Origin of the sequence: Pseudoalteromonas sp. A601, assembly GCF_002165575.1 — a bacterium.
GTDB lineage: Bacteria > Pseudomonadota > Gammaproteobacteria > Enterobacterales > Alteromonadaceae > Pseudoalteromonas.
This window is the reverse complement of sequence record NZ_MXQF01000030.1, coordinates 1-23869: the sequence shown is the minus strand read 5'-3', so window position 1 is coordinate 23869 and position 23869 is coordinate 1. Positions and strand designations below refer to the sequence as shown.

The window sequence follows — 23869 nt, the reverse complement described above, 5'->3', positions numbered from 1 at the left end:
TTATCTCTTAGGAATTATTTATGAATTATAACGTTATATTATTTGTTGACTCATCTATGATGGGAGGAATCGAAACCCATCTACTGGAACTTAGTAAACTACTAACAAAAAACAATATCAGTAATAGCATTTTATTTTATAAAGACCACAGTAACGATGCATTTTATAAATTATTAGATAACGATAATGTAAACTATGAGTTTTTAACAGGTAACATATCAAGTTTATTAAGCAAGGTTAATACAAATACAGTATTACATACCCATGGATATAAAGCCGGTATTATTGGCCGTTTAGTAAGTAAAATAAAGGGCATTCATTGTGTCAGTACTTATCATGCTGGCGAGCGCGGCGAAGGCCGAGTAAAACTCTACAACTACATCGATAAATTACTTTCCCCATTATCTACTAACTTCGCTGTTTCAAATGAAATTGGTAATAAAATTCACAGCGCAGAGCTACTGGAAAATTTTATTAGTATCAACGAGCCATTAGCAAAAAAACAACAGTTTGGCTCAATTGTTAGAGTTGGTTTTGTTGGTCGTTTATCCCATGAAAAAGGCCCTGACATTTTTACTCAAGTCGCCAAAGCCATGGCTAATAACACAAAAGTAGAATTTCATATTTTTGGCGATGGGCCACTCAAAAATGAACTACCAACCTTACCTAATTTAAACTTTCATGGCCTAACAAAGCGCGATCAAATTTGGCATCAAATTGACGTACTCTTAATCTCCTCTAGAGCTGAAGGTCTTCCGATGACTTTACTTGAAGCTATGGCAAACCACATTATAGTTGTTAGTACTCCCGTTGGTGCGATACCCAACGTCATTAGCCATGAAAGTAATGGTTATCTAGCTGATGCCCCCACTGCAAAATTCTGTGAAGATGCACTCACCCATCTTATACATTCTTCAGTGGCAAAACAGCAAAGCATCCTTCAAAAGGCTTATACTCTAGTTGAAGCACGATTTTCAGGAGAAAAGCAAATAAAACAAATACTTGCGGCATATAAACATTAACTATCGTTACTGATTAAGGAAATGATTGCTAAATTTCTTCCCAACTTTTTATTTTCCTATATAACGTTGAAGGACTTACATCCAGCATCGCAGCGGCCTTAGGAATATTAGTTGCGCAATAATCTATCACTTTTTCAATGTATTCTTTTTCAGCCAGCCACAATGGTTTAACTTCAAACTCTTGTTCTACAAGCGGCTCTATAGACTGAACGTTATTAATATGTTTATTTGTGGTTTTTGCTGGTGCTGTCAGTTTCTCATTAATGGCAGTACTACGAGGTAAGTCAGGTAGCATTGATACTTCAATCCACTCTTGTGGGTTGAGGACCAATACATTTCGTATTACATTTTCTAACTGTCTAACATTACCTGGCCAGTCGTACTGACTAAGACAGCGCTTAACGTCATCACTGATCCCTTTAAATGCATGATTTTCTTCTTTTGCTACTTTATCAAATAAGGCTTCAGCTATTTCAATAATATCTGCACCACGCTCCCTCAATGGTGGAAGCACAATAGGAATAACATGTAAACGATAATATAGATCTTCTCTAAAACGCCCTTGAGCAACCTCAACCAACGGGTCGCGGTTTGTCGCACATACAAACCTAACATCTACTTTTACTTCTTTTTCACTTCCCACTAATTGATAGCATCCGGTCTGAATGAAACGTAATAGTTTACTTTGTAAATTAATATCCATTTCACATAATTCATCAAGAAACAGTGTTCCGCCATTCGCTTGACCAGCCGCACCTATACGGTTAGCAATTGCTCCTGTGAAAGCCCCTTTAAGGTGACCAAATATTTCACTTTCAATTAAGTCTTTAGGTATCGCAGCACAATTTAAAGCAACGAAAGGTTTTTCCGCCCGGTCGGATGCTTGGTGCACTGCTCGGGCACACAACTCTTTACCAGTTCCACTTTCACCAGTAATGAATACAGTTGCTTTACTCACCGCCGCAGAGCTAATGACTTGATATACAGACTGCATCACTTTTGAACTACCAATTAAATCAAAGTATCTACCTTTCTCATACTTCGCTTGGTATTTTTTTACTTTTAGTTTTAGAGCTTTGATCTTAAGTGCATTGTTAACGGTAACCCTAAACCTATCTGCTTCAACGGGTTTTTCAAGAAAGTCACACGCACCTAACTTTATTGCTTTTATTGCCATTTCTTTTGTCGCGTGGCCAGTTAACACGATGACTTGAGGGGAATTTTCTAATTCAAAAGATGCTAAAATATCAAGCCCATTCATATCTGGCAACATAACATCGAGAATAATTAAATCCGGTTGGGCTTTTTGTATAATATCAATGGCAGTAGCACCATCGTTTGCTACCAAAGTATTAACACCTGTTGGCAACAGGTACGATTGATACATCATGGCAAGGGAGAGTGTATCTTCTACAATTAAAACAGTTGGCGGCATTGTTAATCCTTTTAACCCGACATTAAGATTAGTTTACTAGATCATTATTCATGCCTTGATAATAGAATAACTTAAGCTATTTGTCTGTAGTAAAAACAATCAATTAATCACTATTAATGATGCGTCATCAACTTCTTGAGATAAAGTAACTTGCGAGTTATGCCACAGTGAATGCGCAAACTGCTCATTATTAATTGTGTTTTGAGGAATTATTTTAGCGATTTCTTCAATTTCATTTTTATCTAGAAAGCGGTTGTCACACCAACCATCAGTATAAAACAAGATATGCTCTACATCTGTAATATTATACTCGAAAACACTATAAGAATGCTCTTTTGAAAGGCCAAGTAATGGGTCTGTGCCCTTTAACTGTTCAACTGTTCCATTCTTTTTAATTACCACAGGGGAAGGATGACCTGCATTAAGCCAATATAACGTTTCATTATTAATAAACCCAATAATCAAAGTCACTAGACTTGATTTACAAAGCTGCTGCTTATATAGAGCATCGTTTAATGCCATCAGCATTTGTTCATAAGGTAGTCCTGTGGACATAAACCCACTAATAAATCCTTTTATAGCAAAACTTTCTTTCAATGCCTGAAGGCCATGCCCCATCATATCGCCCAGCACAAATGCAGTACCCTCTTCGTTTAACGACATAAAAAAGTCGCCACCATTTCCAAATGCGATTGAACCAAATAAATGAGCTGTATTACTTTCTGCCAGAGGAATTTTTGACGCTGTCACTTCAAACGTTGTTTGATAACTTAAATAGGCAAAACGATGTGTAACACGCTCAATGCTCTGTAGTAATTTATTTTTCTGGACAGGTTTGATTAAATAATCATCTACACCTAAGCGGTTAATACGGCTTATCACTTTTTCACTATCATCGCCCGTGAGCATGACTACAGACAGTTGGGACTTCAAATTAGATTGGTTAAGTTTTTCTAAAATAGGCTCGCAAGTACCATTTTTTAATTTGTAATCGAGCAATAATATTCTGGCGTTAGAGGTTAATATAGCCTGCCAGCCAGCTTCAATACTCTCACATGCGATGACCTGAAATTTCTCTTGCAGATACGCTTTCATTAATGCTAACTGACTCACATCGTCATCGATATATATTATTGTGGGTCGCTTATCTATTTTGTTTAATGAAAAAGAAAAATAATTCTTTTTTGTTAAGGTTTTATAAGTTGCACAAGGGAAATAGTGCCTTATTAACCCAACCCCCATACCACCTTCAACAAGATCGCCACTTTCTAAAATCCAATCTGAGTCATTTTGTATAAATAAGTTATAAGGCTCAAGTTCATCAACAATGGTCACATCATAAATATTATTTTCTTTTTGACTGATGCACAGCATGATACTGTGCTCACTCCCCTCATTGTGACGAATAAGATTTGTTAGGTATTCCGTTATAGATAGACCTGCAGCATCAATTTCGTCATTATTGACAGACAATGCCCCAAGTACATGTTTTAAAATTTGACGGATTTCTGTGACTGTAGGCCAAAGTAATTGAAATCGTTTTTCAAATAATCTTTCCATTTCATCCTCAATAGTGCTGAAACAGCCACTTTTGTTTTTTAATACGCTTTTTCAGCGCAGTGCATAGCCGAGGCCACTTTGGTGTTTGCTTTTCTAAATAGGTCATCAATCTTTGCCCTAACGGCGCAAATTCATGCTGTCCGATCAATGCTTTAATTTTACGATGTCCTGCCTGTTTTAACTCTTGTACTGCACGACATAATGATTCTTCATTGTTAATTCCTAACCCAATGGTCAAAAAAGTTAACTCGCTGCACAAACTTAATGAGTGCAGAGGTATATTGTTCCTGTTTAATTTGAGCGCAGGTGACATATCAAGCAAGATATAATCATACTCTTGCTTTAACCTTAATATGGCGTCATTAATAACATGCTTATCTTTTGCAGAATCAATCCCTTCAAGATCTCGAATTGTAAGTAAGTTCAGATCTTGATATTGTTTAACCTTGAGCTGGCAAGAAATATCATCAAATCCCCACTTACATGAAGCAGCGGGGTACTCTTTACCAAACCTAAATATATTCAAGGGGTTCAAATCGATTATTAACACAGATTTGTCTCGACCTATGAGCCATTTTGCAACACTGGCACAAGCACTCGTTGACCCTTCTCCACCTGTCAATGAAATAAAGGTAATACAGCGTGCCTCACTATCAGCTATCGCATTGCCAATTAACTCTAGTTCATGGTACTGCTCTGGGATGATTTTCATAAGCCTATTACCAATGCCAATATTGTTACAAAATCGAGGAAATTATCTTTAAATTGGCTCATCAAGTCTTGCCCTTTATCAGGCACATATAAGGTGTCTCCAGCACGCAATACTGGAATGTTTGCAGAGTTAGGCTCTTTAATAAACGCTTCTAGATCGAATATTCTCGACTGCTCTTTACAACATGAGTGATTAACGACAACAATTTTATCAATTAAGGCTGAATTTGATGGGCCGCCGGCTTCTGCCAGCACATCCAAAATAGACATTGTATCGTCGAAATTGTAACGCCCAGGCTTTTGCACGGCCCCCATAATTCGCACCACTCGCTCTTTTGGCGTTCTCAACCAATCTTTATCTTTCTCAGGAACAAAGATAGTGTCACCGGGTAATACATCTGGAAACAAGGTTTCATCACCTGTCTCAAAGTACATAGCTAAGTCAAGTTTAGACACTCTCGCTTTATTACCATTTCGGTGAGTAATTCTAATATTGCGAATATCAGCACTCCCGTTAGGGCCATCTGCCGCAGCCAATATATCTATGAAGTGCATATTGTCATTAAAAGCATAGCGACCAGGAGCGCCCACTTGTCCCATAATATAAATTGATTTACTTGATTCTTGACGTATCCACTGTGATTTATTATCACCCGGATCAACGGGTAGCTCTTCAACAATCACGGTATCACCAGCAATCAATTGCGGCAGCTCTATTTTTCCATCACTAATCGTATACTTTTCTAAATCAAAACGCTTAGTGACATCACCATTTCTGACAATTTTAATATCATTAATATTAGCGCCTTTCGTTGGGCCTCCTGCATGTGCGAGTAAATCAGTAAAATCCATTTCATTGCTCCACTCATAACGCCCTGGAGACAAAATAGCGCCAATAATTTTAATCGCTCGTTTAGTCGGAATTTTTAGCCAACTCTTCTCATTAACATCTGTTTTCTCTGGCACAAAAATGACATCGCCAGGATTCAGATCCGGCACTTTCATTACCACAGTGCCTTCACTGTAACCTTGCAGATCAAATAAGATACTTTCTCCTGCTGGTGTTAATATTTTAATGTGTCTCGTTTCGGCAAATCGAGTAGGGCCACCAGCATTGGCTAAAATGTCTAAAAAGTTAGTACTGTCTGCAGCTTCATATGCGCCAGGTTTTTGCACTTCCCCCATGATATAAACCGTGCGAGATGTCGTGTTAACGTCATCAACAATGATCGGTACATAAATAGTCGACCCCGCCTCTAAAAGTGGCATGTTGCTATTCGTCGGTTTATCCAGATATGCTTTTAAGTCAAAAATAACAGGTTCTTTATCAACGATGACCCTAATTTTTGTGACATCAGCGTAGCGAGTCACCCCCTCAGCACGCATCAAGGCGTCTAAAATTGTCATACTCTCTTTATATGAGAAGCTACCAGGATTGTGGACCTCACCTAAGATAGTTATCGCACTATTATCACTAGCATCACCTGTGGCACTTAGGGTTTGCGCATCAAAATCAATTTGTACGTTACCAAGTAAAGGTGAGACAGGTACAAAAACAGTATCTGCACTTTGCAACTTAGGCAAAATACTCACGTCCCCAGTGTCCAAGTAAGCTTTGTAATTGAATTCGATAACTTGGTCGTCACGGCGCACTTGCAGACGGTCTAATTGCGCACCAGGCTTTAGGCCCTGTGCTTTTGCAATCACCATTTGTATATTCCCATTATCTGGAATACTGACTTGAGCAGGGTTATTCACATAGCCCAGTACGTTAATAAAGATATCGCGACTATAAATCTCTACATAAAAATCATCCATTGCGATAAATAACTCGCTCAAGACAGGTTTAAGCTCTGTGGTTATTTGCGTTATATTCTTTTTCGCAACGTGAACACTCCCAACCTCAGGAAGATTAATCTTACCTTCTTGGTCAACTTCGAACGGGTCAATAAAATCGTCTTCACCGGGAACATAAATAAACAATTTATTCCCTATCTGCACAATATCTTGATTGTCACTTTTCTGTGCAAAAGCATCACTAAAAGACAGTAGTACGATGAAAATAATTAAAATATGCTTCATTGCTTACTCCTTGTCTCGTTCAATAACCTTTGTCCAATTCATTAGCGATTTTACTTTATCACTCTGTAACGATTCATTGTTCGCATCTAAAACTATCGCCTCTACTCGTCGGTCTGAGTGGCGCTTGGTTTCTGTGACTTCACCTTTTGAAAAAGGTTTTAAACTCCCCTGAGTTAAAGTGGTAATACCTTCTTCATTTACACCATACAAGCTGAGCCAATGCTTTACCGTATCTGCCCGTTTTAGAGCAAGCTCATAATTATTTTCATTACTCCCCACTGAATCTGTATGACCCACTAACAGGATTGATACGCTGTCTAATTGTTTAATTAAATCTGCAGCTTGGGCAATTCGAACTGTGTACTTAGGGGTGATCTCAAATTCATTCAGAGCAAACTGATTATCGCTGTTAAGCAAATCTGTAATTTGCTTTTTAATAGAAAATAACGCGGGCTTATCTGTAGTTACCGTCGCGCAATGAGTTGCTTCACGTACCGTATCAAAGTGGTTTGTCAGTTGGTTTAATGCATGATAGTGAATAAGTAAGTCATGTTCGGCGTCTTCCCACATGTGCGCTGCTATTAAACGACGAATGCGGTTTTCATAGATTTGAGCCCGCAAAAATTGCGCAGGCATACAAGCTTGAATATCTTGCGATTGCAGCAATTCTAATTTTAACACTAGATGCTCAAACTCACTGGCTACAAGTTCTTGTGGCTTAATAAAGTTATCATCTTGCTGATCTTCAGTAATGGGATAATTTTGATATTTCTCAGCCCATCCCCCTTCCCCTTCTTCAGGCCAAGACGCACACCCGCTTAACATTAACAGAACAACAATTAGAATGTGAGCTCGCATATATTTTCCTTAATTCTTCTCAGATAATAACGTCTAATAAACAAAGTAACTGGCTAGCCAATACCCTTATCTAATAAGAACTTAGTGTATATTATTAATAACTTCAATTCGTTAGTAGAATTGCGCAACGTATATTTTTGAAATTACACTTTATCAATAAATGGAATCGTTTTATCCACTCTGAGTAAGCTCATTAATTTGAATGGTTGACCTGTTACATTTAAAAGCGCCAACTTGTGACCATTTTTTTCAATACGCTTGTACAAAAACACAATAGCGCCAATGCCAGAAGAGTCGATAAATTCAGTTTTAGAAAAATCTAGGGTGATTGTCGGGTGCCCTGCTGTAGCTAGTGATTCAAACTCATCTTTGAAACCGTCGACAGTAAAACCTGAAAAATCGGTAGGAAGTTCTACGATATGATTATTAGTTAGTTCAGCTAAATTGGTCATGCTTAGTCACCTTAAATAATTGAAGTACAATTACTATTACAACATTAATGCCAACTTTAAAGCATTGAATTTTAATCACTTTATATCATTACCAAAATGCAAAACCGCATAATGCAATTGCTTTTTAACGCACAGTTGCATTATGCAAAGCTATTACTGACCTTTACCTGTAAAAACAACCATGAGCGTTTTAACAAAAATAGTGAGCTCCATATAACACCAGCTTCGTGCTGAAGAAGTACTCAATAGATAGGCATAATCCCAAGCAATTTTGTTTCTTGCATCTTCTATTGTTTCATCATAGCCATTCATAACTTGAGCTAAACCAGATATGCCAGGCTTGATACCATAGGTTCTGTAACAAAAATAAGGAATATCACGCTCTAACTTGCCATAAAAAACAGGACGCTCAGGGCGGGGTCCAATCAATGACATGTCGCCTACTAACACATTCCAAAGTTGAGGTAATTCATCAATACGCGTTTTTCTGATAAAACGACCAACGGGTGTTATACGTGGATCATTTTTACTCGCCCACACTGCACCGCTTTTTACTTCAGCATCAACAACCATCGAACGAAACTTTAAAACATTAAAAAGTGCCACATAGTTATCCTCACTTTCACCCACTCTTAATTGACTAAAAAGCACAGGACCTTTAGATGTGATCTTAATAGTGAGTGCGGTTATCAACATAATAGGCGACAGCAGAATCAACCCAATAGACGCACCGACAATATCAATACAACGTTTTAACACTTTAATTGGTTGAACTTGTTGAGGCGCTTGCTCATTCACACGCTGCCATTGTTGCTTATAATCACCACGTTCAAATTTGAAAATCCCCCACAGTGATAAAAAATACGCGTTTAAAATATACGTTACCTTGTCTATAACTGGTATTTTGGTTTTGATCCCCAGGCCGCGTTTTGAAAAATATACCGCATGTAAAGTGATAATGGTCCACATACACACAATAGGTAATACAAGGTTGGACGTTAATGCGATACTAAAAATCATCACATAAATTAAAGCTAATAAAATCGGCATTACACCTCGCAATACTTTATGTGAAAAATAATTAAAGCTGACCCAGCCAAGTTTTGGATTAAGCAAACCAAACAGCATTTTAATTTGTTGCCAGTTTCCGGCACCTAAACGAACTCGACGAGAATAATCATGTGTTTCTTCATCACACTCGCGCTCTAAAATAATAATATCTTCATCGACTAACGCTTTGCCGCCATCATTCAATGCTTTCATCGATAAAATAAAGTCGTCGTTTATCGTATTAGCATCTAGCAGTTGTGCATAACCTGAACGAATAGCAAACATAGCACCTGGCACACCAATTACAGCTCCAAGCGATGACTCCATATTTTTCACTTTATTCTGATATTGCCAATAGTGCTTTTGAGCGTCACTGGCATTTTCATCAAGCGTATAAACACCAGTGATAACATTGACTTTTTCATCATGAAAACCCAACCGAACTTTATCTAATACATCAATACTCAGTAATGCACTCACATCAGTGAATAATAAAACATCGTAATTCGGCTTTGCTATTTTTACTAGCTCATTAATACCAAATGACTTCCCCTTGTTTTCGCTATTGAAATGCAAATGACATACTACATTTTGCTTCGCAAGTTGCGATTGAGCAACGATAGCTTCGTTGTAAGTATCATCTGTACAGCCATCTAAGTAAACGTGGATCGCATACATGTCAGAATCATAAAGTAGCGCACCTAAATTATATAATTTGTCTTTAATAAAAGCCTCTTCATTATATGCACACATAAGTATGCCAAATTTAAGTGGGGGACTATTTTCAGTATTAACTTCTGTTGAACCATTGTTTTTACTAAATAAATTAAGTAAAAGAACATACCCAACATGATGGTAAATCACGAGAATTATTAGTGCGATTAGTAAAGATATAACAAATGTCATCATATTTTCCTCAAGCAGATAGACCATCATAAAAGTAGTCGTACTCTGCGCTCATTTTGTTTGCATCGGCTATAGAGATTATGTAATCCCTAATACAACAACCTGATTTCATATTTATTGCATTAGTAATGGCAAGTTTTAGACCAACCAGATCATCAGGTTTAACTAAGATTCCTTGCTCCGGTGTAAGCACTTCACTTATCCCACCTACATCAGATGCAACAGTCACTTTGCCACATGCCATAGATTCTAAAATTGATAACGGCAGCCCCTCTCTTTGTGAGTAAAGACACATCACATTCATCGCAGAATAAAAAACAGGCATGTTTTGTATATTACCCAAAAAATGTATACGTTCACTCACTCCAAGCTGCGCAGCTTGAGCTTGCAAATTTTCCATCAGACTGCCACTGCCAGCAAACACAAATTCAATATCTGGTTCTAATGATGGCAATAACGCAATTAAATCGTGATGTCCTTTACCAGGCTCTAAACGTGCAGAGCAGCCAATCAAAGTAGGTGCTATTGGCAGTCCTAGCTCCATTCTTGCATTGTGCATATCAACACTTGTAAATTGGCTGCAATCGATACCATTTAATATGGTTTTATCTGTTTCGATTGATGTTTGCTCATAAAAATCAGTCGCAACCACTTGAGCATCAGCAATCCAGTGAATTTTAGTTAGTTGGCTTAAAACTTTAGTGATTAATCGCTGCTTAAAGTTTTGCAAATACCAAGCATCATGAACGGTAGAAACATGACTAACCCCTTTATCTGCTAAGCAAGCCAAACTTGCGTAAAGCATTGGACCTATATGGTGACTATGTATCACAGTAATATTGTGTGCTTTAATCAATGCACTGAGTTTTTTTACCAATGTAAAATCAAATTTAGCAGGCTTATCTAAACAAAATAATTTATCGTTAAAACTGGCCAAATCAGGCCAACCTAAAAGTGCATCTTGTTTATTACCTTCAAGAGAAACAATAATACTTGAGCTAGCAAAGCGACTTTTTTGCATCAAAGTAACAGCCATTTTCTCAAGCCCACCAATTTTCATGTGTTGAACTAAATGCAATACATTCATATCAATTCCTCTTTTGGGTAAAATTCACTATTTGGCTCTGTACTTCAGGGGATTGTAAGTCAGATATAATAGGCAAAATTGTCACCACTTCTAACGAGGACAATTTCTCAATGGTCTGAATATCTTTTAAATGACTATCAAACAGGGTTGCCACAAACACGCAGGTAATACTGGTAAAAACACCTAATACAATACCCAAAAGAATTGAAACAACGATTGAAGTATTAATAGGGTGAGCAGGGCTGTATGCTCGTTCAATATTTTTAACTTTGTCAGGGCCTTCATACTTAACAAGTTTGCCAGTCACTTTTGCCATTTCATAACGACTGAGCATATCTTTGTATAACGTTTGCTTTACTTCATAATCTCGTTCTAGTTTACGAAGCTGTTTTTCTACATCACTTGTGACGAGTAAACGATCACTGACTGATTTTACTTGTTCCTCTAAAATATCAAACTCATGTTGGTGACGAAGCATGTCGTTTTTTGCCTCTTCTAATGCCATTAACTGTGAGACTAGGACACTGCTTTCATTATCTTTACTACTAGGTAAAGTGTTAGCCATTTGCCATAGCTGATCTAAGTTTGAGGTGTCGAGTTTTTTACTGCTCTGGAGTAACGATTGCTGGCGCACCTTAATGCTGAGTAATTCTCGTTTTTTAGAGATAACTTTGCTGTGCTTATCTGTATAACGCGTTTTTAAAATACTTAACTCTGACTCTGCCTTGATAATTTTTTCTTCTAACCGGCCAAGTATTGGATTTGCTTGACCCATTTTGTTAGTCAATGCATCTAATCTCGCTTTTGCGCCAGATAACACAATCAGCTTTTGTTGTTTATCGCTTAACAACTTATCAAAAGTCTGGCGGTTACTATGCAATACATCCGGTAAAGTATTACTATTTGCTGATTTAAACTCGGCTAACGATTCCTCAGAAAGTTCTAGCTCTTCGCGTAAACTAATTAGCTGTTGATAAAAAAATTGTTCTGAGGTGTCTAATGATGCTTTAGTCGGTGCAAGAAGCTGCTCGATAAATTTCTCAACAATCTTTTCAAGTACTAGTTTCATTTTGTCTTGTTGATGCCAGGTAAAGTTGATTCGTACCAACTCATCTCCGACCAATGAAAGCGACAGCGCTTGAGCAAGGTTTTGGTGGATCTCTTCTATTTCACGGGGGCTGGCATTTTCTGTAACGAGGTTTGTTTCTTTAGCAACCGTAATTAATACCTTGCGGCTAATTACCAAAGTTCTTAACGCCGCCATTCTGTTAGACAAATCAAAAGAGAAAGACAAGTCATCTAAGTATGGGTTAAGTAATGCAGACTCTTCAATTAAAATTGTCGCGTGATTCACGTACTTTTTTTGTGCAGTAGCTGATAAAAAAATAATAACCACTGGCACAATAATTAAAGGCACTATAAAAAGTTTTGCCCGCGTATATACCGCATACAAAGCCAAATATAACAACCTTTTAATTTGTTCCTTTACCAGCATTCTTACTACCTTATAATTTGCATATTGCTACGCGGATTGTTAGATTTTTTGCAATTTAAAAATAAAAACCGCAAAAAACTCCGTCTATTAAGGTAGTTGCACAGGTCGAGCCATGTTTACTAATTTAAGTTTATCAGCTGTTTTTCCACCAAATTAGCTTTAACCTGCCAGCTATGCGCTTTGGCTATTTCTGATTGAACCATACTCAAGTGATGTTGCTGCTCGTGAGAAAGCGAGATTGCTTGGTCAATTTTTTCAATAAATTCATTACTTGTTTTTGCCACATAAACAAATGAGTCATACTTTTTTACAGTTGGAAAGTTAGTCGCAACAATTGGTTTACCGACTGCAAAATACTCCTTCAATTTCAATGGATTACAAGCTCTGATTTGTTCATTATCAATAAATGGTAAAACTGAAACATCCCAATGCGACGAAAATTCAACTAACCGATGATGGCTCACTGCAGGAATATGCAATACGTTCTTAAAACGTAATAATGCATCAATTGAAGTCACAATATCGCCAACTAATACCAACTTATAATTAGGTCTTTCACTGGCCAGTTTAATTAGTAAAGCTTCATCTAACCAATTATTAATACTGCCATAAAAACCAATAACAGGCGCTGTTATTGACTCAAGCTCTACCGCTTTCTCGACGTGCGCAGAAAACAAATCATAACTTACGCCATGCGTTAGCATATGGGTTTTGGGCGGTGGCATGGCTAGGGCTAATTTTGCACTAATGGTAAAAATTAAATCCGCATCCGCAATTAGCTGTTGCTCAAAAGGCTTAACTAATTTCGCATCAACACCCGCAAGTGCATTAAAGTCATCGCCACAATAATAAATCAACTTATCGATCTTATTTATATCACTAAGGTATACCGCCGTTGGAACACTCAACCAATAGACTGTTGGCGAGCCATCGTTTATATGTCCCAAATAATGTGCATAAACTAAACGATTAAATTGTCGAACCAAAGCAATATCATGCCAAGGTAGTACTGGTAACTTATATACTTTTACTACAGATGTATTTTCATTTGTCTGCTTCTTTTGGCCAGAAAACAACTGTAACGCTTTTTTAAACACTCTTTTTAAGTCAATAAAATTAAGACGCGGTTTACGCATCCCTATTGAATTAACCCAATGCACTTCATGGCGCTTCGCAAGTTGCGAAAACAAATGTTGAGTACTGCTTGGGTGACTCCCCCAATCTTCTGCGAATACAATAAAGCGCATAGGTTATTCCTTAATTTGTTTAACAACTTTTGCAGGGTTACCAGCAGCGATTGTGAAGGCAGGCACATCTTTAGTAACAACACTCCCTGCTCCGACGATCGCTCCTTCACCAATGGTTACTCCCGCTAAAACAGTGACCCCAGTCCCTAACCAAGCACCTCTTCTTAAAATGATATCACCGACTTGCTCGTCATCATCACTTTCACCGAGCGCTCTGCGCTCACAATCAACTGGGTGACCAGGAAAGCCAGCTAAAAATACCCGCGAAGCAAGCCTAACATCATCTTCGATAATAACTCGGTGCCCCACAGAAAACGCATTTTGCCAACCAATATCAACATTGCTGCCAATGATCAAAGCAGGCTTCATTGAGTTTGACGCTCTGCCACAAAACGTACTCACACCAGACATCCTGACATTATCAGCACACTCAATATAGAGCTTGCCTAAAATTTGTGGCATACCGCTATAAATATACATCGCTCTTTTAGAGCCTTTAATTTGGCTTTTAAACAGTGGGGTATAATAAAGAACACGCAATACTTCATGGAAAAATAGTTTAATAAAGTGGTGAAGTAGGTATAGGGTCGAATGAACAAAAGGGATTACAATTATTTGCGGATTGCGAACCGCTTTTGCATAACGAAAAAGAGACGCTGCAAGAGGGTGCTGACTGTGCTTTAGCCATAGCTTTAATTCAACTAACATTCGCTTGTTCCTTATTGGTATCTACTGCTAATTTTTCAAGAGCAATAGTCAGCGCTAAAATAATATACAAAGGCCATGTAAATGCTTGAGTTAAAAAAGTACCTGCTATCATAAAACCTATCAAACCGGCTTTTAGCGCATTAGCATTGACACTAATCTCATTATTATTAAGCAATTTATTAATACTAAACACACGAGATAGACTTTTATAAATACTGGCGATCACAAGCAAAAAAATACCTAACCCAACAAAACCTGTTTCGCCTAGAACTTGAAACCATGTACTGTGTACTGCATGATTCTTGCCATCCCAATGAGGACTATAAAAATAATAATTAACAAAAAAATTATTTATCCCCACCCCCGTTAACGGATCCGCAAGCGCCATATTAATTGCTGCTTGCCAAGCGTACAAACGGCCCATAGCTGATTCATCAACGCCCCCCTCTTGAGCACCGCCACTTTGCCTATCTGCAATTCCTGCAAATAACATGAGTATCACCATACCCGCAGCTGCAAAGCAAGCAACCACCACTGGGTTTTTAACCTTTTGATATAAAAAGAAACTCAGTATTGCCGCTATTCCCAATAAGCCACCACGACTTTGCGTTGCAATCACACCTGAAATAGCCAAAATTAAGCCTAATGCAGCAAATACACGGCGAAATTTACTCCCATCAGAGTCAAACATTTCAGCCGCTAGAAACGACACTGGAAACATCAATACAAGTGACAAGTCATTTGGGTCACCTAATTGAGAACGTAACTCCCTCGAAATAGTAACTCGCGTGCCTTCAACTAACCCAATCCCATTCATTTTGTTATTTAGAGCAACAATTGCAATACTTACTCCAGAAATCATTATTCCCAAACGTACATAACTAAAATGCGAAAAGCGTGTGATCCACCAGCTAATCGCTAGCACCATTATAAAAACTTTAACCAATACCCCAGACCAATACTCAATGGCCACCCCTCGATTACTTGCACTAAATACACACACGGTTAACCAAACAAACCAAACGACAAAAATTGTATGAGTTGAGCTCCAATGAGGCTTTAGTTTTTTTGAAATAAATAAGTGCCAAGCAATGGCAAGTAAAGAGGCTAACGCCAGCATTTTTGGAATTTTCAGCGGCATTAAAAATACAAATGCTTCATGTAATCTAAAGTAACTAAACAAAATAAATAAAATAATAAATACCGTACTAATACGCACAGCCATAAACCCGGCAAATGGCAATATTAATAGCGCAAATGCCGCTATGGGGCCAAAAAGTCTATACAACATGATGATCAATAACGTAACGCCAATTCCATTGATCAACAGGCAGTTATTCTTATACCAGCTAAACATGGGCAGCTGTCCCTCGATACTGCGTTATAAAACGCTGCACCTCAACGCGATACTTTTTGTAAAAAAAGAATAGGTAGATAACCATTATTACAAGCTGCAGTACTAGTTGATGGCTGAAATGATAAATAGACACACCATACAAGCTAATAAAGCTTACCCATGATGTAGTTAAACGTTTAGCACTAAAGTCTAAAGGCTCTAAATTTTGGCTAAAATAAAAAAACATACATGCCTTAAATACTTGTGCAATGAGCAGTGCAATAACCGCACCTAACACCCCAAAACTAGGCACTAGTAGCGCCAAAAGTCCTAGTACAATAAGTGCACTAGCTCCATTATTGAGTGTCACGAACAAAGCATTTCTGTGGATAAAACAACCAATATTCAACAAATCGCTATGGTGTCGCAAAGCAACAATTAGAATCAGAGTCGGCAGTAGCCAAGTGTTGCTCTGATAACTTAACGGCAAGATAAGCGTGAACACTATAGGTGCAAGAATTAACATTATGGCGCACAGTACCAACCCTATTTCTAAGCTTAATTCACATAAATAAACGTAACGTTCTTTGTCTGCTTTTAACTCGTTAAAGCGCCTTGCAAACCACCACATTCGAACTGGTTCAAATGTAAATGAAGTCATCACCGCAAACTGTAGAGCAACATAATACTGAGCAAGCGTTTCCTTTGAAGTCTTCGCAACGATAAACCAGTTTTCCGCTCCATTATTGGCATAGACAAATAAAGAAGAGACGACAATACTTAATAAAAACAAACTGCTCGAGCCACTTACACTCCATTTTACGTTGGTAAAACTTACACTCACTTCTTTTATAACAATGTTAAGCGCCACTAATAAAATTAACGAACTGCATATTGCACCAGACACCATAACCCCAGTGACACCATAGCCAAGCCACAATAAATAAACAGTAAGAAGCGTTTGCCCAACGCCTTGTAAGATAGCTAAACAGCAAAACTGCTTGGCCATTTCATAGTATCGAAAATAACAAAAAATAATGGATAACAAAGAGGAAGCTGCAAGGTTTAATATCAACAGCTTTAAATCAAACGGGTTTATAGTGATTGGTAGCAGCGCAGTAAGCTTATCTATAAATATAAAACTCAGCAAAATGAATATGCAATTAAAGCCTGCACAGATAACAAAGCAATCTCTAAATAATGCTTTTTTTTCAATCAATGTTTTGGTCTGTTGCTTAAACAGTAGCTCGGGTAAGCCTAAACACAATAATAATGACAAAACAGCGGAAATAGACACTAAAAAGTTAAGCTCACCAAACTGGTATTGGTTCAATAAACGCGTCGAAATAGGAAGCAAAGCAAAGCCCAGCCCTTTCAGCACCAAGGTAGATACGCCAAAGTATGCGACTTGCTTTATTCCTCCCATAATGACTCCTAAAGGCCTTGTACCCACATTGATAGTTTTTTAGCTTGTGAACTTGCGTTGTATTTACTTGCAACAGTGCGCCTTGCGTTAGTACCTTTAATATAACGCTGGTAGGGTGTGAGCTCACAGAATTTGACAAGAACATTTTCGAGCCCTTCAATGCTTGAGGGCTCACACTTGAACCCAACTGAATCATCAACAATCTCCTTTGCCCCCATTAACTCTGTTGTAATAACTGGAATACCACTGGCCATCGCCTCTTTGAGTACTAATGGTCCTGTGTCTCTGTCACCATTTCCTGACACACAAAATGGCGCAACTAAAGCTGAGTAATTCACGGCATTTTGCGAGATCCAAAAAGGTGTTTTACGGCCAAGAAAACGTACCTGCTCAGTAATACCAAGCTCTTCACACATAAGACGATAATCATTAACTAAAGGACCATCCCCCACAATATCCAAGGTAATAGGAAAGCGACGACTAAGCTTTTTGATGGCCGGAAATAAAAACTGTAACCCCTTTTTTTCGACAAGTCGGCCAATAAACAGTAACTTAACTGATTCATTTAAACGGCTTGGTTTTGAGTTAAATAAATGTAAATCAACTCCGCAATGCAAAAGCTCAACTTTACCTGCTTTATATTCATTTAATTTACTTACCATGTCGTTACACACAGCGACAGAGAAGTCGCACATTGAGAGTTTTTGCGCAATATCACTGTCATTAACATATACATCGTGACCGTGGCCTATTGAAGAAACGGTAATACCCGCGGTTTTACTTCCAACAATGGCGTAAGCAAGTGGGGCATGCATGAAATGACAATGAATGTGGGATATTTTTTGTTCTTTAATAATATCGCCAATGTTTAAGCCTAAACCAAACAAAGAGATAATAGAGATAGATGAAAACTTAGTCGCGGCAAGCGCTCCATTGAATGCTTTTACTGGGTGATTCAATGCATAGGTCAACGCTTTGCTTATCGAGCGTTTAATAATGATCACTTCAACATTTTTATTGAGATTACTGCACTCATTCAAGTCTTCGAAAGTTAAAACGCTTACTTTGTGGCCGGCTTTAACTAATGCATTAATCTCAGTGACAACGAATGTCTCTGAAGAAATGTGAAAACTTGGTACAACGATACCTATGTGTTTCATTGAATGAACTCCACCACTGGTTTATCTGCTACTGACTTACCTACAATATTCACAATACATCGCAAGTTCTATGCCTACATAAAATCTCCTTGAAAAGGCTGTTTTCGGTTAAATTGCAACGAAAAATTGCAATATGCAAAGCAAAAGACTAAAAACGGGCTAGATCCTCACTAAAATTATTGGCGCTTAACTTGCGTACATAATAGGAAACTCTTTTAGGAAATTAACCTATGGCTATTGAAGTAAGTGTGATCATTCCAAACTACAACTGTAAGCAATATCTCGCTAAAGCAATTGCCAGTGTTGTTAAACAGGCCGATATTAACTTAGAAATCTTAGTGATTGATGATGGCTCTACGGATGGCAGTGTGCAGTGGCTCGAAATCGCCAAGCAAACCTTTCCACAAATTCGTCTATTAGAGCAACCTAATACCGGCGTAGTATTAGCCAGAAATAGAGCAATTGAAGAAGCTCAAGGCAAGTATATTGCTTTTTTGGATGCTGATGATTACTGGGTAGATAATAAAATCAAAGATCAGCTCGATTATATGAAAGCGAATTCACAATGCTCACTCACATTCACCAACTATATGCATGTAGACGAAGAATATACACCTATCATTGATTGCTTTAGCTTTTGGCCTGAGTTTCAAACGTTAGTCGATACAGAATCAACTCAATTTCAAACGCTAGACAACGCATTAAGTGTTTTATTATTTGCTAACGTGATTGGTACATCATCGGTTATGGTAAAGCGCTCAGCAATTAGGGCGGTAGGCGCTTTTGATAAAAGCCTTAAAAGTGCTAGTGATTGGGATTGTTGGCTAAAGCTTGCAAAAATTGGCGAAGTTGGCTTTACAACACAAATTGGTATGGACTATTTAATGCGTCAAAACTCTATTACTGCAAACAGAGAAAACCGATTAAATGCGATGCAAGAAATTCTTTCTCGTAGCTCGATTAACACCAGTTTAAATACAAAACGTAAAGCTAAAGCGAGAATGTTAGAATGCTATGCTGAGTACTATCGAGAACTTGGACTAAAATTTAAAGCCTTTGTACGTGCTGTTGCTGCATTTACTTTATTTCCGCACCGCCGTAATTTACGCCACTTGTTGTTTGATATTAAAAACCTTTTTAGTTTTGGTTAACTGCTAGGTTGTATTTAAGCAATTGATGATCACTGCCATTGAACTTGCTTAGCTTAAAATCAACTAAACTAAGCTCTTCGCTTAAAATACAATGGTCAATAGGGAGGCCCGTAAAGATATTTATGTGCGCATCAAATAATGACCAACTAGCATATAATGGCGCGCGATCTGCGCATTTATTACCGGCTTCATTAATAAAAAAGCCTGACCAGGGTACAGTATTTAAATCTCCAGCAATAAACCATGGGGTATGTTCTTGCTGAACAGCAATTAGCAATTCGTTAAGTAGCCAGTTTCTTCGCAGCCATAAAGATTCGTTTCTCGGTGATGGCGGGTGAGCTGTATATAGCGTGATGAAATCATCATCAATCAAAAACGTTAGTTTTATATACCCTAGTCTATCACCATCTAATTGTACTAATTGACGGTTATGAATTGTAATCCGTGAAATAACAATGATGCCGTAGGGTGCACCTTCCACTTCCTCGTAACCATATAATTCATAGTTATTTAAAAACGGCTCAAGCAGTGCCCTATTCTGATCACTAAACTCCTGTAAAACTAAAATATCCCAGCGCTGCTGGTGAAGCCGCTCTAACTGGCCAGCAAAATCAGGGTTTTTGTAACTTGCATTTATCTGTATCACTTGCAGATCGCTTTTCAGCGGTGTTGAAAATGAAGACATAACATTGAGGTGTAATAACAGTGCACTTAGCGTAATCATCAAGCTGACACCCCCTAACCTCAATTGTCGCAATACAATTAATACTAATGACATCAAAAAGACTAAGATTAACCAATGCAACCTGAAAGACAATAATAGATCGCTGTAATAACCTGAATGAGGGTTATAGCTAAGAAAAAAGAGGCCACAAATAAATAACGTGATTAGCAATTTCATAATACCCTCAACTACAGTTAACTTTTAATAGTAAAACTAAAAAAGCCCCTTCATTTCTGAAGGAGCCAAAAAAGCACTAGGGAGGCTTAATTAATTTCAAATGCTTGTAGTTCACTCGTTTCATCAAATTGCCAATTGTAGCGTAGAGAATCTGTACTGGTATCATAAAACCAAATTTCTGCAACAAGCTCTATATCAGAACGACTTAACGTAATCGAAGTGTCTAACTGGCCATTATTTAGTGGGCTACGATATAAACAGTTAGTGTAATCTGCACTTATGCCATCCACATTTTTTTGGCAAATATTAAGGTAAGCTCTTACTTCGCCCATATTTAAATCTACATTGATTGCAAGTGGAAGTTTAGTAGAAAAAGTAAACTCTTCATCTACAGTTAAATCGGCCATTAACGGTTGTAATGTATCTGTATCAGAACCCGTTTCATTTGCATCTCCTCCGTCGGCATTTGTATCAGTATTGGTATCGTCCGACACGGTTTCACTAATTGGGGGAGTAGCGCTTGAAGATTCCCCGCCTCCACCACAACCACCTAGGCATATGCTGATAAGAATAAGTAACGTTAATTTAGCCATTATTGTTCACCTCGTTTGATAACTTTTTCGCTTACATAATCATTAAACCACTGTGTGTTTTGAGCGCCTGAAGATTCGGCAAAAACAGCAAACTTCGTGTATGCATTTGTTATATCAACCGTTTCCCTGGGGTGCTGCCATTGTGTCCCTACCTCCATTGCCCAAGGTAGCCCAGTACTGGTCTGGAAATATAAATTAGCTTGTGCATTAGATGCATCATCTGCACCTGTCGTTGATAACAAGGATGTGTCAAATAACTCACTTGGAGCTTGATTTTTCATATGAACTTCCCATCCACGAGCTGTTCTCCCATCTAAAAAGTCACCGTGATAAAAACCATCACTTGCAAAAATAAACGGATCAAGTAAAGCCGCTGGTGATAAAGCAACCGCTTTTGGTACTTTAAGTGGGATCGTCATTGAAAAATCAACGGCGTTATTTTCATTACAATTCACTTCTGTTCTAAAGTAATTACAACCACTGTCTTTACTAATATGCTGCCAAGTGTCTTGCATAAATACTAAAATAGCGTCATTTGTCCCTTCTTCTAAAAAGGTACCGGTTTGTATTTCGCCATCAATCACATAGCTAATGTTCTGCTCATCGACTTCAGATCTTAAAATTACATTTTTTAAACCAGTATTTAACTGCTCGTATAGACGCACAGCAAAACCGTTATGATATGTCGCCCCTACACCAACCAATTGTCCATCAATTTTATAGCTAACCACTAAACCATCTTGCTGTAATAAGGTCGTTCTATAATTAATAACCACGTCATTAAAGTCATAATCTCCCGCAAATGGCCATTTATCTTCATATGCTAAGGTGACCCAGCCTGTTTCACTCGGGTAGACTGCACTAGCAAATGTAGTAATGGCATAATCTTCCACTTCTCCCCCAAGCACACCACCTGTAGCAGTAATTAAAGAAGCCTCACTCCCATCAGTTACCCTAAACCGGGCCCATGTTTGCCCTGCTTTTGTATCTTGTGGCACAGTAAATACAACGCTGTTATTTCCTGCATTTAATTGTTGTTTGGTGAGCATTCGTTCTTCTTCACTAAATGCGCCATTTTGATCCCAGTCAAACCAAGCGTATAAGTAACTACTAGTCGATGCGTTGACGATAATTTGCGTATCTTGGCCCGCAGAAATTGCCGTAACAAAGCTAACACCATCATCTGAAGCGTCGACTGGGTTAGCCATTAGGTCGTCATCACTGTTGATGTTTTCCCCATCAACTGTTGCGCCTAAATAAACCAAGTTGTTTGCATCTGAATTTGGGTCAAACAAATGTCGAGCACCACTGCTGTCTAAACTTGTTCTGTAAGGAGCTGGTGCATCACCAAAGTCTATTGAGTTATCTGTTACTTTAACCTCGGCTATCGCGCAGCGAGCACCATCATTTTGGCTAGACTTGGGGCCAGCTGTAAAAACATTCGCTACGGGGGTGTAATCTTTAACGGGGCTTTGAGATAAATCTACTTTATGAATTTTACCGCTTTTGTTATTGCTGAAATAAAACTGCCCTGCAACATCAAAATACGCTGCACCAAACGCACCGGTATCATCACCAATATCTAACTGCGTGATAAACCTATTGGTATTACTAAGAACATCGATTTCAAATAAATTACCGTTAGATTCTACGGCGTATAAAAGATTACTATGTGGATGAAATGCAAAATCATAAATCCCTAATTTCCATGTATTAGTATCAGGTACAAGGGTGGCAGTGATGGTACTTGTTAAATCACCATCTAAATTAACAGCATACAGCCCCAAATTAGGGGTATAAACATAATACGTCGCACTTTGACCATCGCCAGAGCCTGTAACCTGAATATCACCTACATAAAAATTAGTTTCAGGGAGCCCTTCAACATCGAGCCGTGTCATGGAAAAGTTTTCACCTATTTGCACAACACTTGTTGGTGACTGCTTACTAAAACCATACATGTACTGGTTTTTATAATTAAAGCCAATAGCATTTACACCCTCATTATTAATTTCATCACCAAACGTTAGCTCTGAAGCTAATACTGTAGGCTTGGCCGAAACTAAATCTATACCGTATAATTGTGCTTTAGAATTTTGCATTAGGAATGCCTGGCTAGGGCAACTTTCAAATGGTTGACCGCTTACCGTGTAAGGAAGCGAAACTAAACAAACTGCAGCTATGTACGTTAATTTCATATTATTGCCCTATCGAGTCATTTGATTCAGTAGAAGCAGATTCCATTCCAAAAATTAACCAACTGATATTTATAAACTTATAGTTATAATTTTTATATTAACTGCAACTTGCAAAACATTTTTTTTGCATTTTGCAAAACCTGTTGCAATACACTTATAAAAAATAGCCTGCAGTGTAGTACTCCTATATTACCCACTTAGAATGCATGTATGTTTTACTTGTCATTCATCATAGTTAGGTACAACTTTATGTATACCTAACTACCAACACACATAATACATGGAGTAGAATATGGCTAAAGTATTTATGCTCACCGGTGATTTTGTAGAAGACTATGAAAACATGGTGCCATTTCAAGCATTGCTCGCAATGGGTCACGAGGTTGATGCTGTCTGCCCTGATAAAAAAGCGGGTTATACCATCGCAACGTCGATTCATGATTTTGAAGGCGAGCAAACCTATATACCCAAGCCACCTCAAGATGCAGAAC

The 23869-nt window shown here is 38.1% G+C and carries 19 protein-coding genes and 1 pseudogene; 3 read left to right on the top strand and 17 right to left on the bottom strand.

The window, feature by feature from the left end:
• The first annotated feature begins 20 nt into the window (after positions 1 to 20).
• Positions 21 to 1022, top strand: a complete 1002-nt coding sequence (locus tag B5G52_RS17900; RefSeq protein WP_087534012.1) for a glycosyltransferase family 4 protein — start codon at positions 21 to 23, stop codon at positions 1020 to 1022.
• A 28-nt stretch (positions 1023 to 1050) separates the two neighbouring features.
• On the opposite strand, the gene B5G52_RS17895 is transcribed toward B5G52_RS17900, so the two are convergent.
• The 14 genes from B5G52_RS17895 to B5G52_RS17830 all read right to left on the bottom strand — a co-directional run bounded on the left by B5G52_RS17895 (position 1051) and on the right by B5G52_RS17830 (position 18535).
• On the bottom strand, positions 1051 to 2457 hold the full coding sequence (locus B5G52_RS17895; protein WP_087534011.1) for a sigma-54 dependent transcriptional regulator: 1407 nt from the start codon (positions 2455 to 2457) through the stop codon (positions 1051 to 1053).
• Between the two features lie 99 nt (positions 2458 to 2556).
• On the bottom strand, positions 2557 to 4017 hold the full coding sequence (locus tag B5G52_RS17890) for a SpoIIE family protein phosphatase (RefSeq protein ID WP_087534010.1): 1461 nt from the start codon (positions 4015 to 4017) through the stop codon (positions 2557 to 2559).
• A gap of 7 nt (positions 4018 to 4024) precedes the next feature.
• Positions 4025 to 4729 carry an AAA family ATPase gene (locus tag B5G52_RS17885; RefSeq protein ID WP_087534009.1) on the bottom strand — a complete coding sequence of 235 codons (705 nt, stop codon included), beginning with the start codon at positions 4727 to 4729 and terminating at the stop codon, positions 4025 to 4027.
• Positions 4726 to 6810 carry an SLBB domain-containing protein gene (locus tag B5G52_RS17880; RefSeq protein ID WP_087534008.1) on the bottom strand — a complete coding sequence of 695 codons (2085 nt, stop codon included), beginning with the start codon at positions 6808 to 6810 and terminating at the stop codon, positions 4726 to 4728. Before B5G52_RS17880 ends, B5G52_RS17885 begins: the two co-directional genes overlap by 4 nt.
• A 3-nt stretch (positions 6811 to 6813) precedes the next feature.
• Positions 6814 to 7668, bottom strand: a complete 855-nt coding sequence (locus tag B5G52_RS17875; protein WP_087534007.1) for an OmpA family protein — start codon at positions 7666 to 7668, stop codon at positions 6814 to 6816.
• A gap of 143 nt (positions 7669 to 7811) precedes the next feature.
• Positions 7812 to 8120, bottom strand: coding sequence for an STAS domain-containing protein (locus B5G52_RS17870; RefSeq protein WP_087534006.1), 309 nt, complete (start codon positions 8118 to 8120; stop codon positions 7812 to 7814).
• Between the two features lie 153 nt (positions 8121 to 8273).
• On the bottom strand, positions 8274 to 10076 hold the full coding sequence (locus B5G52_RS17865; RefSeq protein ID WP_087534005.1) for a sugar transferase: 1803 nt from the start codon (positions 10074 to 10076) through the stop codon (positions 8274 to 8276).
• A 10-nt stretch (positions 10077 to 10086) separates the two neighbouring features.
• Positions 10087 to 11163, bottom strand: a complete 1077-nt coding sequence (locus B5G52_RS17860) for a glycosyltransferase (protein ID WP_087534004.1) — start codon at positions 11161 to 11163, stop codon at positions 10087 to 10089.
• A 1-nt stretch (position 11164) separates the two neighbouring features.
• Positions 11165 to 12658, bottom strand: a complete 1494-nt coding sequence (locus tag B5G52_RS17855) for a sugar transporter (RefSeq protein ID WP_087534003.1) — start codon at positions 12656 to 12658, stop codon at positions 11165 to 11167.
• 119 nt (positions 12659 to 12777) lie between these two features.
• Positions 12778 to 13905, bottom strand: coding sequence for a glycosyltransferase (locus B5G52_RS17850; protein ID WP_087534002.1), 1128 nt, complete (start codon positions 13903 to 13905; stop codon positions 12778 to 12780).
• Positions 13906 to 13908: 3 nt separating this feature from the next.
• Positions 13909 to 14613 (bottom strand): acyltransferase, encoded by a 705-nt coding sequence (locus B5G52_RS17845; RefSeq protein WP_087534001.1) that lies wholly within the window; start codon positions 14611 to 14613, stop codon positions 13909 to 13911.
• Positions 14603 to 15970, bottom strand: a complete 1368-nt coding sequence (locus tag B5G52_RS17840; protein WP_087534000.1) for an O-antigen ligase — start codon at positions 15968 to 15970, stop codon at positions 14603 to 14605. Before B5G52_RS17840 ends, B5G52_RS17845 begins: the two co-directional genes overlap by 11 nt.
• Complete coding sequence (locus tag B5G52_RS17835) at positions 15963 to 17375, bottom strand: lipopolysaccharide biosynthesis protein (RefSeq protein WP_087533999.1); 1413 nt, start codon at positions 17373 to 17375, stop codon at positions 15963 to 15965. The genes B5G52_RS17840 and B5G52_RS17835 overlap by 8 nt, the downstream gene beginning before the upstream one ends.
• 8 nt (positions 17376 to 17383) lie before the next feature.
• Positions 17384 to 18535, bottom strand: coding sequence for a glycosyltransferase (locus B5G52_RS17830; RefSeq protein WP_087533998.1), 1152 nt, complete (start codon positions 18533 to 18535; stop codon positions 17384 to 17386).
• 230 nt (positions 18536 to 18765) lie between these two features.
• Here B5G52_RS17830 and B5G52_RS17825 point away from each other — a divergent pair, with 230 nt between their 5' ends.
• The gene (locus B5G52_RS17825; RefSeq protein ID WP_087533997.1) at positions 18766 to 19686 is read left to right on the top strand and encodes a glycosyltransferase family 2 protein; all 921 of its coding nucleotides are present in this window, start codon (positions 18766 to 18768) and stop codon (positions 19684 to 19686) included.
• On the opposite strand, the gene B5G52_RS17820 is transcribed toward B5G52_RS17825, so the two are convergent.
• From B5G52_RS17820 to B5G52_RS17810, 3 genes are all read right to left on the bottom strand, one after another.
• A complete protein-coding gene (locus tag B5G52_RS17820; protein WP_254911241.1) occupies positions 19673 to 20410 on the bottom strand; it encodes an endonuclease/exonuclease/phosphatase family protein in 738 nt (245 codons plus the stop codon). The two genes, B5G52_RS17825 and B5G52_RS17820, sit on opposite strands and share 14 nt — an antisense overlap.
• 263 nt (positions 20411 to 20673) lie before the next feature.
• A complete protein-coding gene (locus tag B5G52_RS17815; protein ID WP_087533995.1) occupies positions 20674 to 21180 on the bottom strand; it encodes a hypothetical protein in 507 nt (168 codons plus the stop codon).
• Complete coding sequence (locus B5G52_RS17810) at positions 21180 to 23378, bottom strand: LruC domain-containing protein (protein WP_087533994.1); 2199 nt, start codon at positions 23376 to 23378, stop codon at positions 21180 to 21182. The genes B5G52_RS17815 and B5G52_RS17810 overlap by 1 nt, the downstream gene beginning before the upstream one ends.
• Positions 23379 to 23670: 292 nt before the next feature.
• Here B5G52_RS17810 and B5G52_RS17805 point away from each other — a divergent pair.
• Positions 23671 to 23869: pseudogene (locus B5G52_RS17805) on the top strand (DJ-1/PfpI family protein); the annotation flags it as partial.

Excerpts from the sequence above, each read along its gene's own strand:
- B5G52_RS17900 (WP_087534012.1), top strand. The coding sequence starts at position 21 with ATGAATTATAACGTTATATTATTTGTTGACTCATCTATGATGGGAGGA.
- B5G52_RS17895 (WP_087534011.1), bottom strand. The coding sequence starts at position 2,457 with ATGCCGCCAACTGTTTTAATTGTAGAAGATACACTCTCCCTTGCCATG.
- B5G52_RS17890 (WP_087534010.1), bottom strand. The coding sequence starts at position 4,017 with ATGGAAAGATTATTTGAAAAACGATTTCAATTACTTTGGCCTACAGTC.
- B5G52_RS17885 (WP_087534009.1), bottom strand. The coding sequence starts at position 4,729 with ATGAAAATCATCCCAGAGCAGTACCATGAACTAGAGTTAATTGGCAAT.
- B5G52_RS17880 (WP_087534008.1), bottom strand. The coding sequence starts at position 6,810 with ATGAAGCATATTTTAATTATTTTCATCGTACTACTGTCTTTTAGTGAT.
- B5G52_RS17875 (WP_087534007.1), bottom strand. The coding sequence starts at position 7,668 with ATGCGAGCTCACATTCTAATTGTTGTTCTGTTAATGTTAAGCGGGTGT.
- B5G52_RS17870 (WP_087534006.1), bottom strand. The coding sequence starts at position 8,120 with ATGACCAATTTAGCTGAACTAACTAATAATCATATCGTAGAACTTCCT.
- B5G52_RS17865 (WP_087534005.1), bottom strand. The coding sequence starts at position 10,076 with ATGACATTTGTTATATCTTTACTAATCGCACTAATAATTCTCGTGATT.
- B5G52_RS17860 (WP_087534004.1), bottom strand. The coding sequence starts at position 11,163 with ATGAATGTATTGCATTTAGTTCAACACATGAAAATTGGTGGGCTTGAG.
- B5G52_RS17855 (WP_087534003.1), bottom strand. The coding sequence starts at position 12,658 with ATGCTGGTAAAGGAACAAATTAAAAGGTTGTTATATTTGGCTTTGTAT.
- B5G52_RS17850 (WP_087534002.1), bottom strand. The coding sequence starts at position 13,905 with ATGCGCTTTATTGTATTCGCAGAAGATTGGGGGAGTCACCCAAGCAGT.
- B5G52_RS17845 (WP_087534001.1), bottom strand. The coding sequence starts at position 14,613 with ATGTTAGTTGAATTAAAGCTATGGCTAAAGCACAGTCAGCACCCTCTT.
- B5G52_RS17840 (WP_087534000.1), bottom strand. The coding sequence starts at position 15,970 with ATGTTTAGCTGGTATAAGAATAACTGCCTGTTGATCAATGGAATTGGC.
- B5G52_RS17835 (WP_087533999.1), bottom strand. The coding sequence starts at position 17,375 with ATGGGAGGAATAAAGCAAGTCGCATACTTTGGCGTATCTACCTTGGTG.
- B5G52_RS17830 (WP_087533998.1), bottom strand. The coding sequence starts at position 18,535 with ATGAAACACATAGGTATCGTTGTACCAAGTTTTCACATTTCTTCAGAG.
- B5G52_RS17825 (WP_087533997.1), top strand. The coding sequence starts at position 18,766 with ATGGCTATTGAAGTAAGTGTGATCATTCCAAACTACAACTGTAAGCAA.
- B5G52_RS17820 (WP_254911241.1), bottom strand. The coding sequence starts at position 20,410 with ATGATTACGCTAAGTGCACTGTTATTACACCTCAATGTTATGTCTTCA.
- B5G52_RS17815 (WP_087533995.1), bottom strand. The coding sequence starts at position 21,180 with ATGGCTAAATTAACGTTACTTATTCTTATCAGCATATGCCTAGGTGGT.
- B5G52_RS17810 (WP_087533994.1), bottom strand. The coding sequence starts at position 23,378 with ATGAAATTAACGTACATAGCTGCAGTTTGTTTAGTTTCGCTTCCTTAC.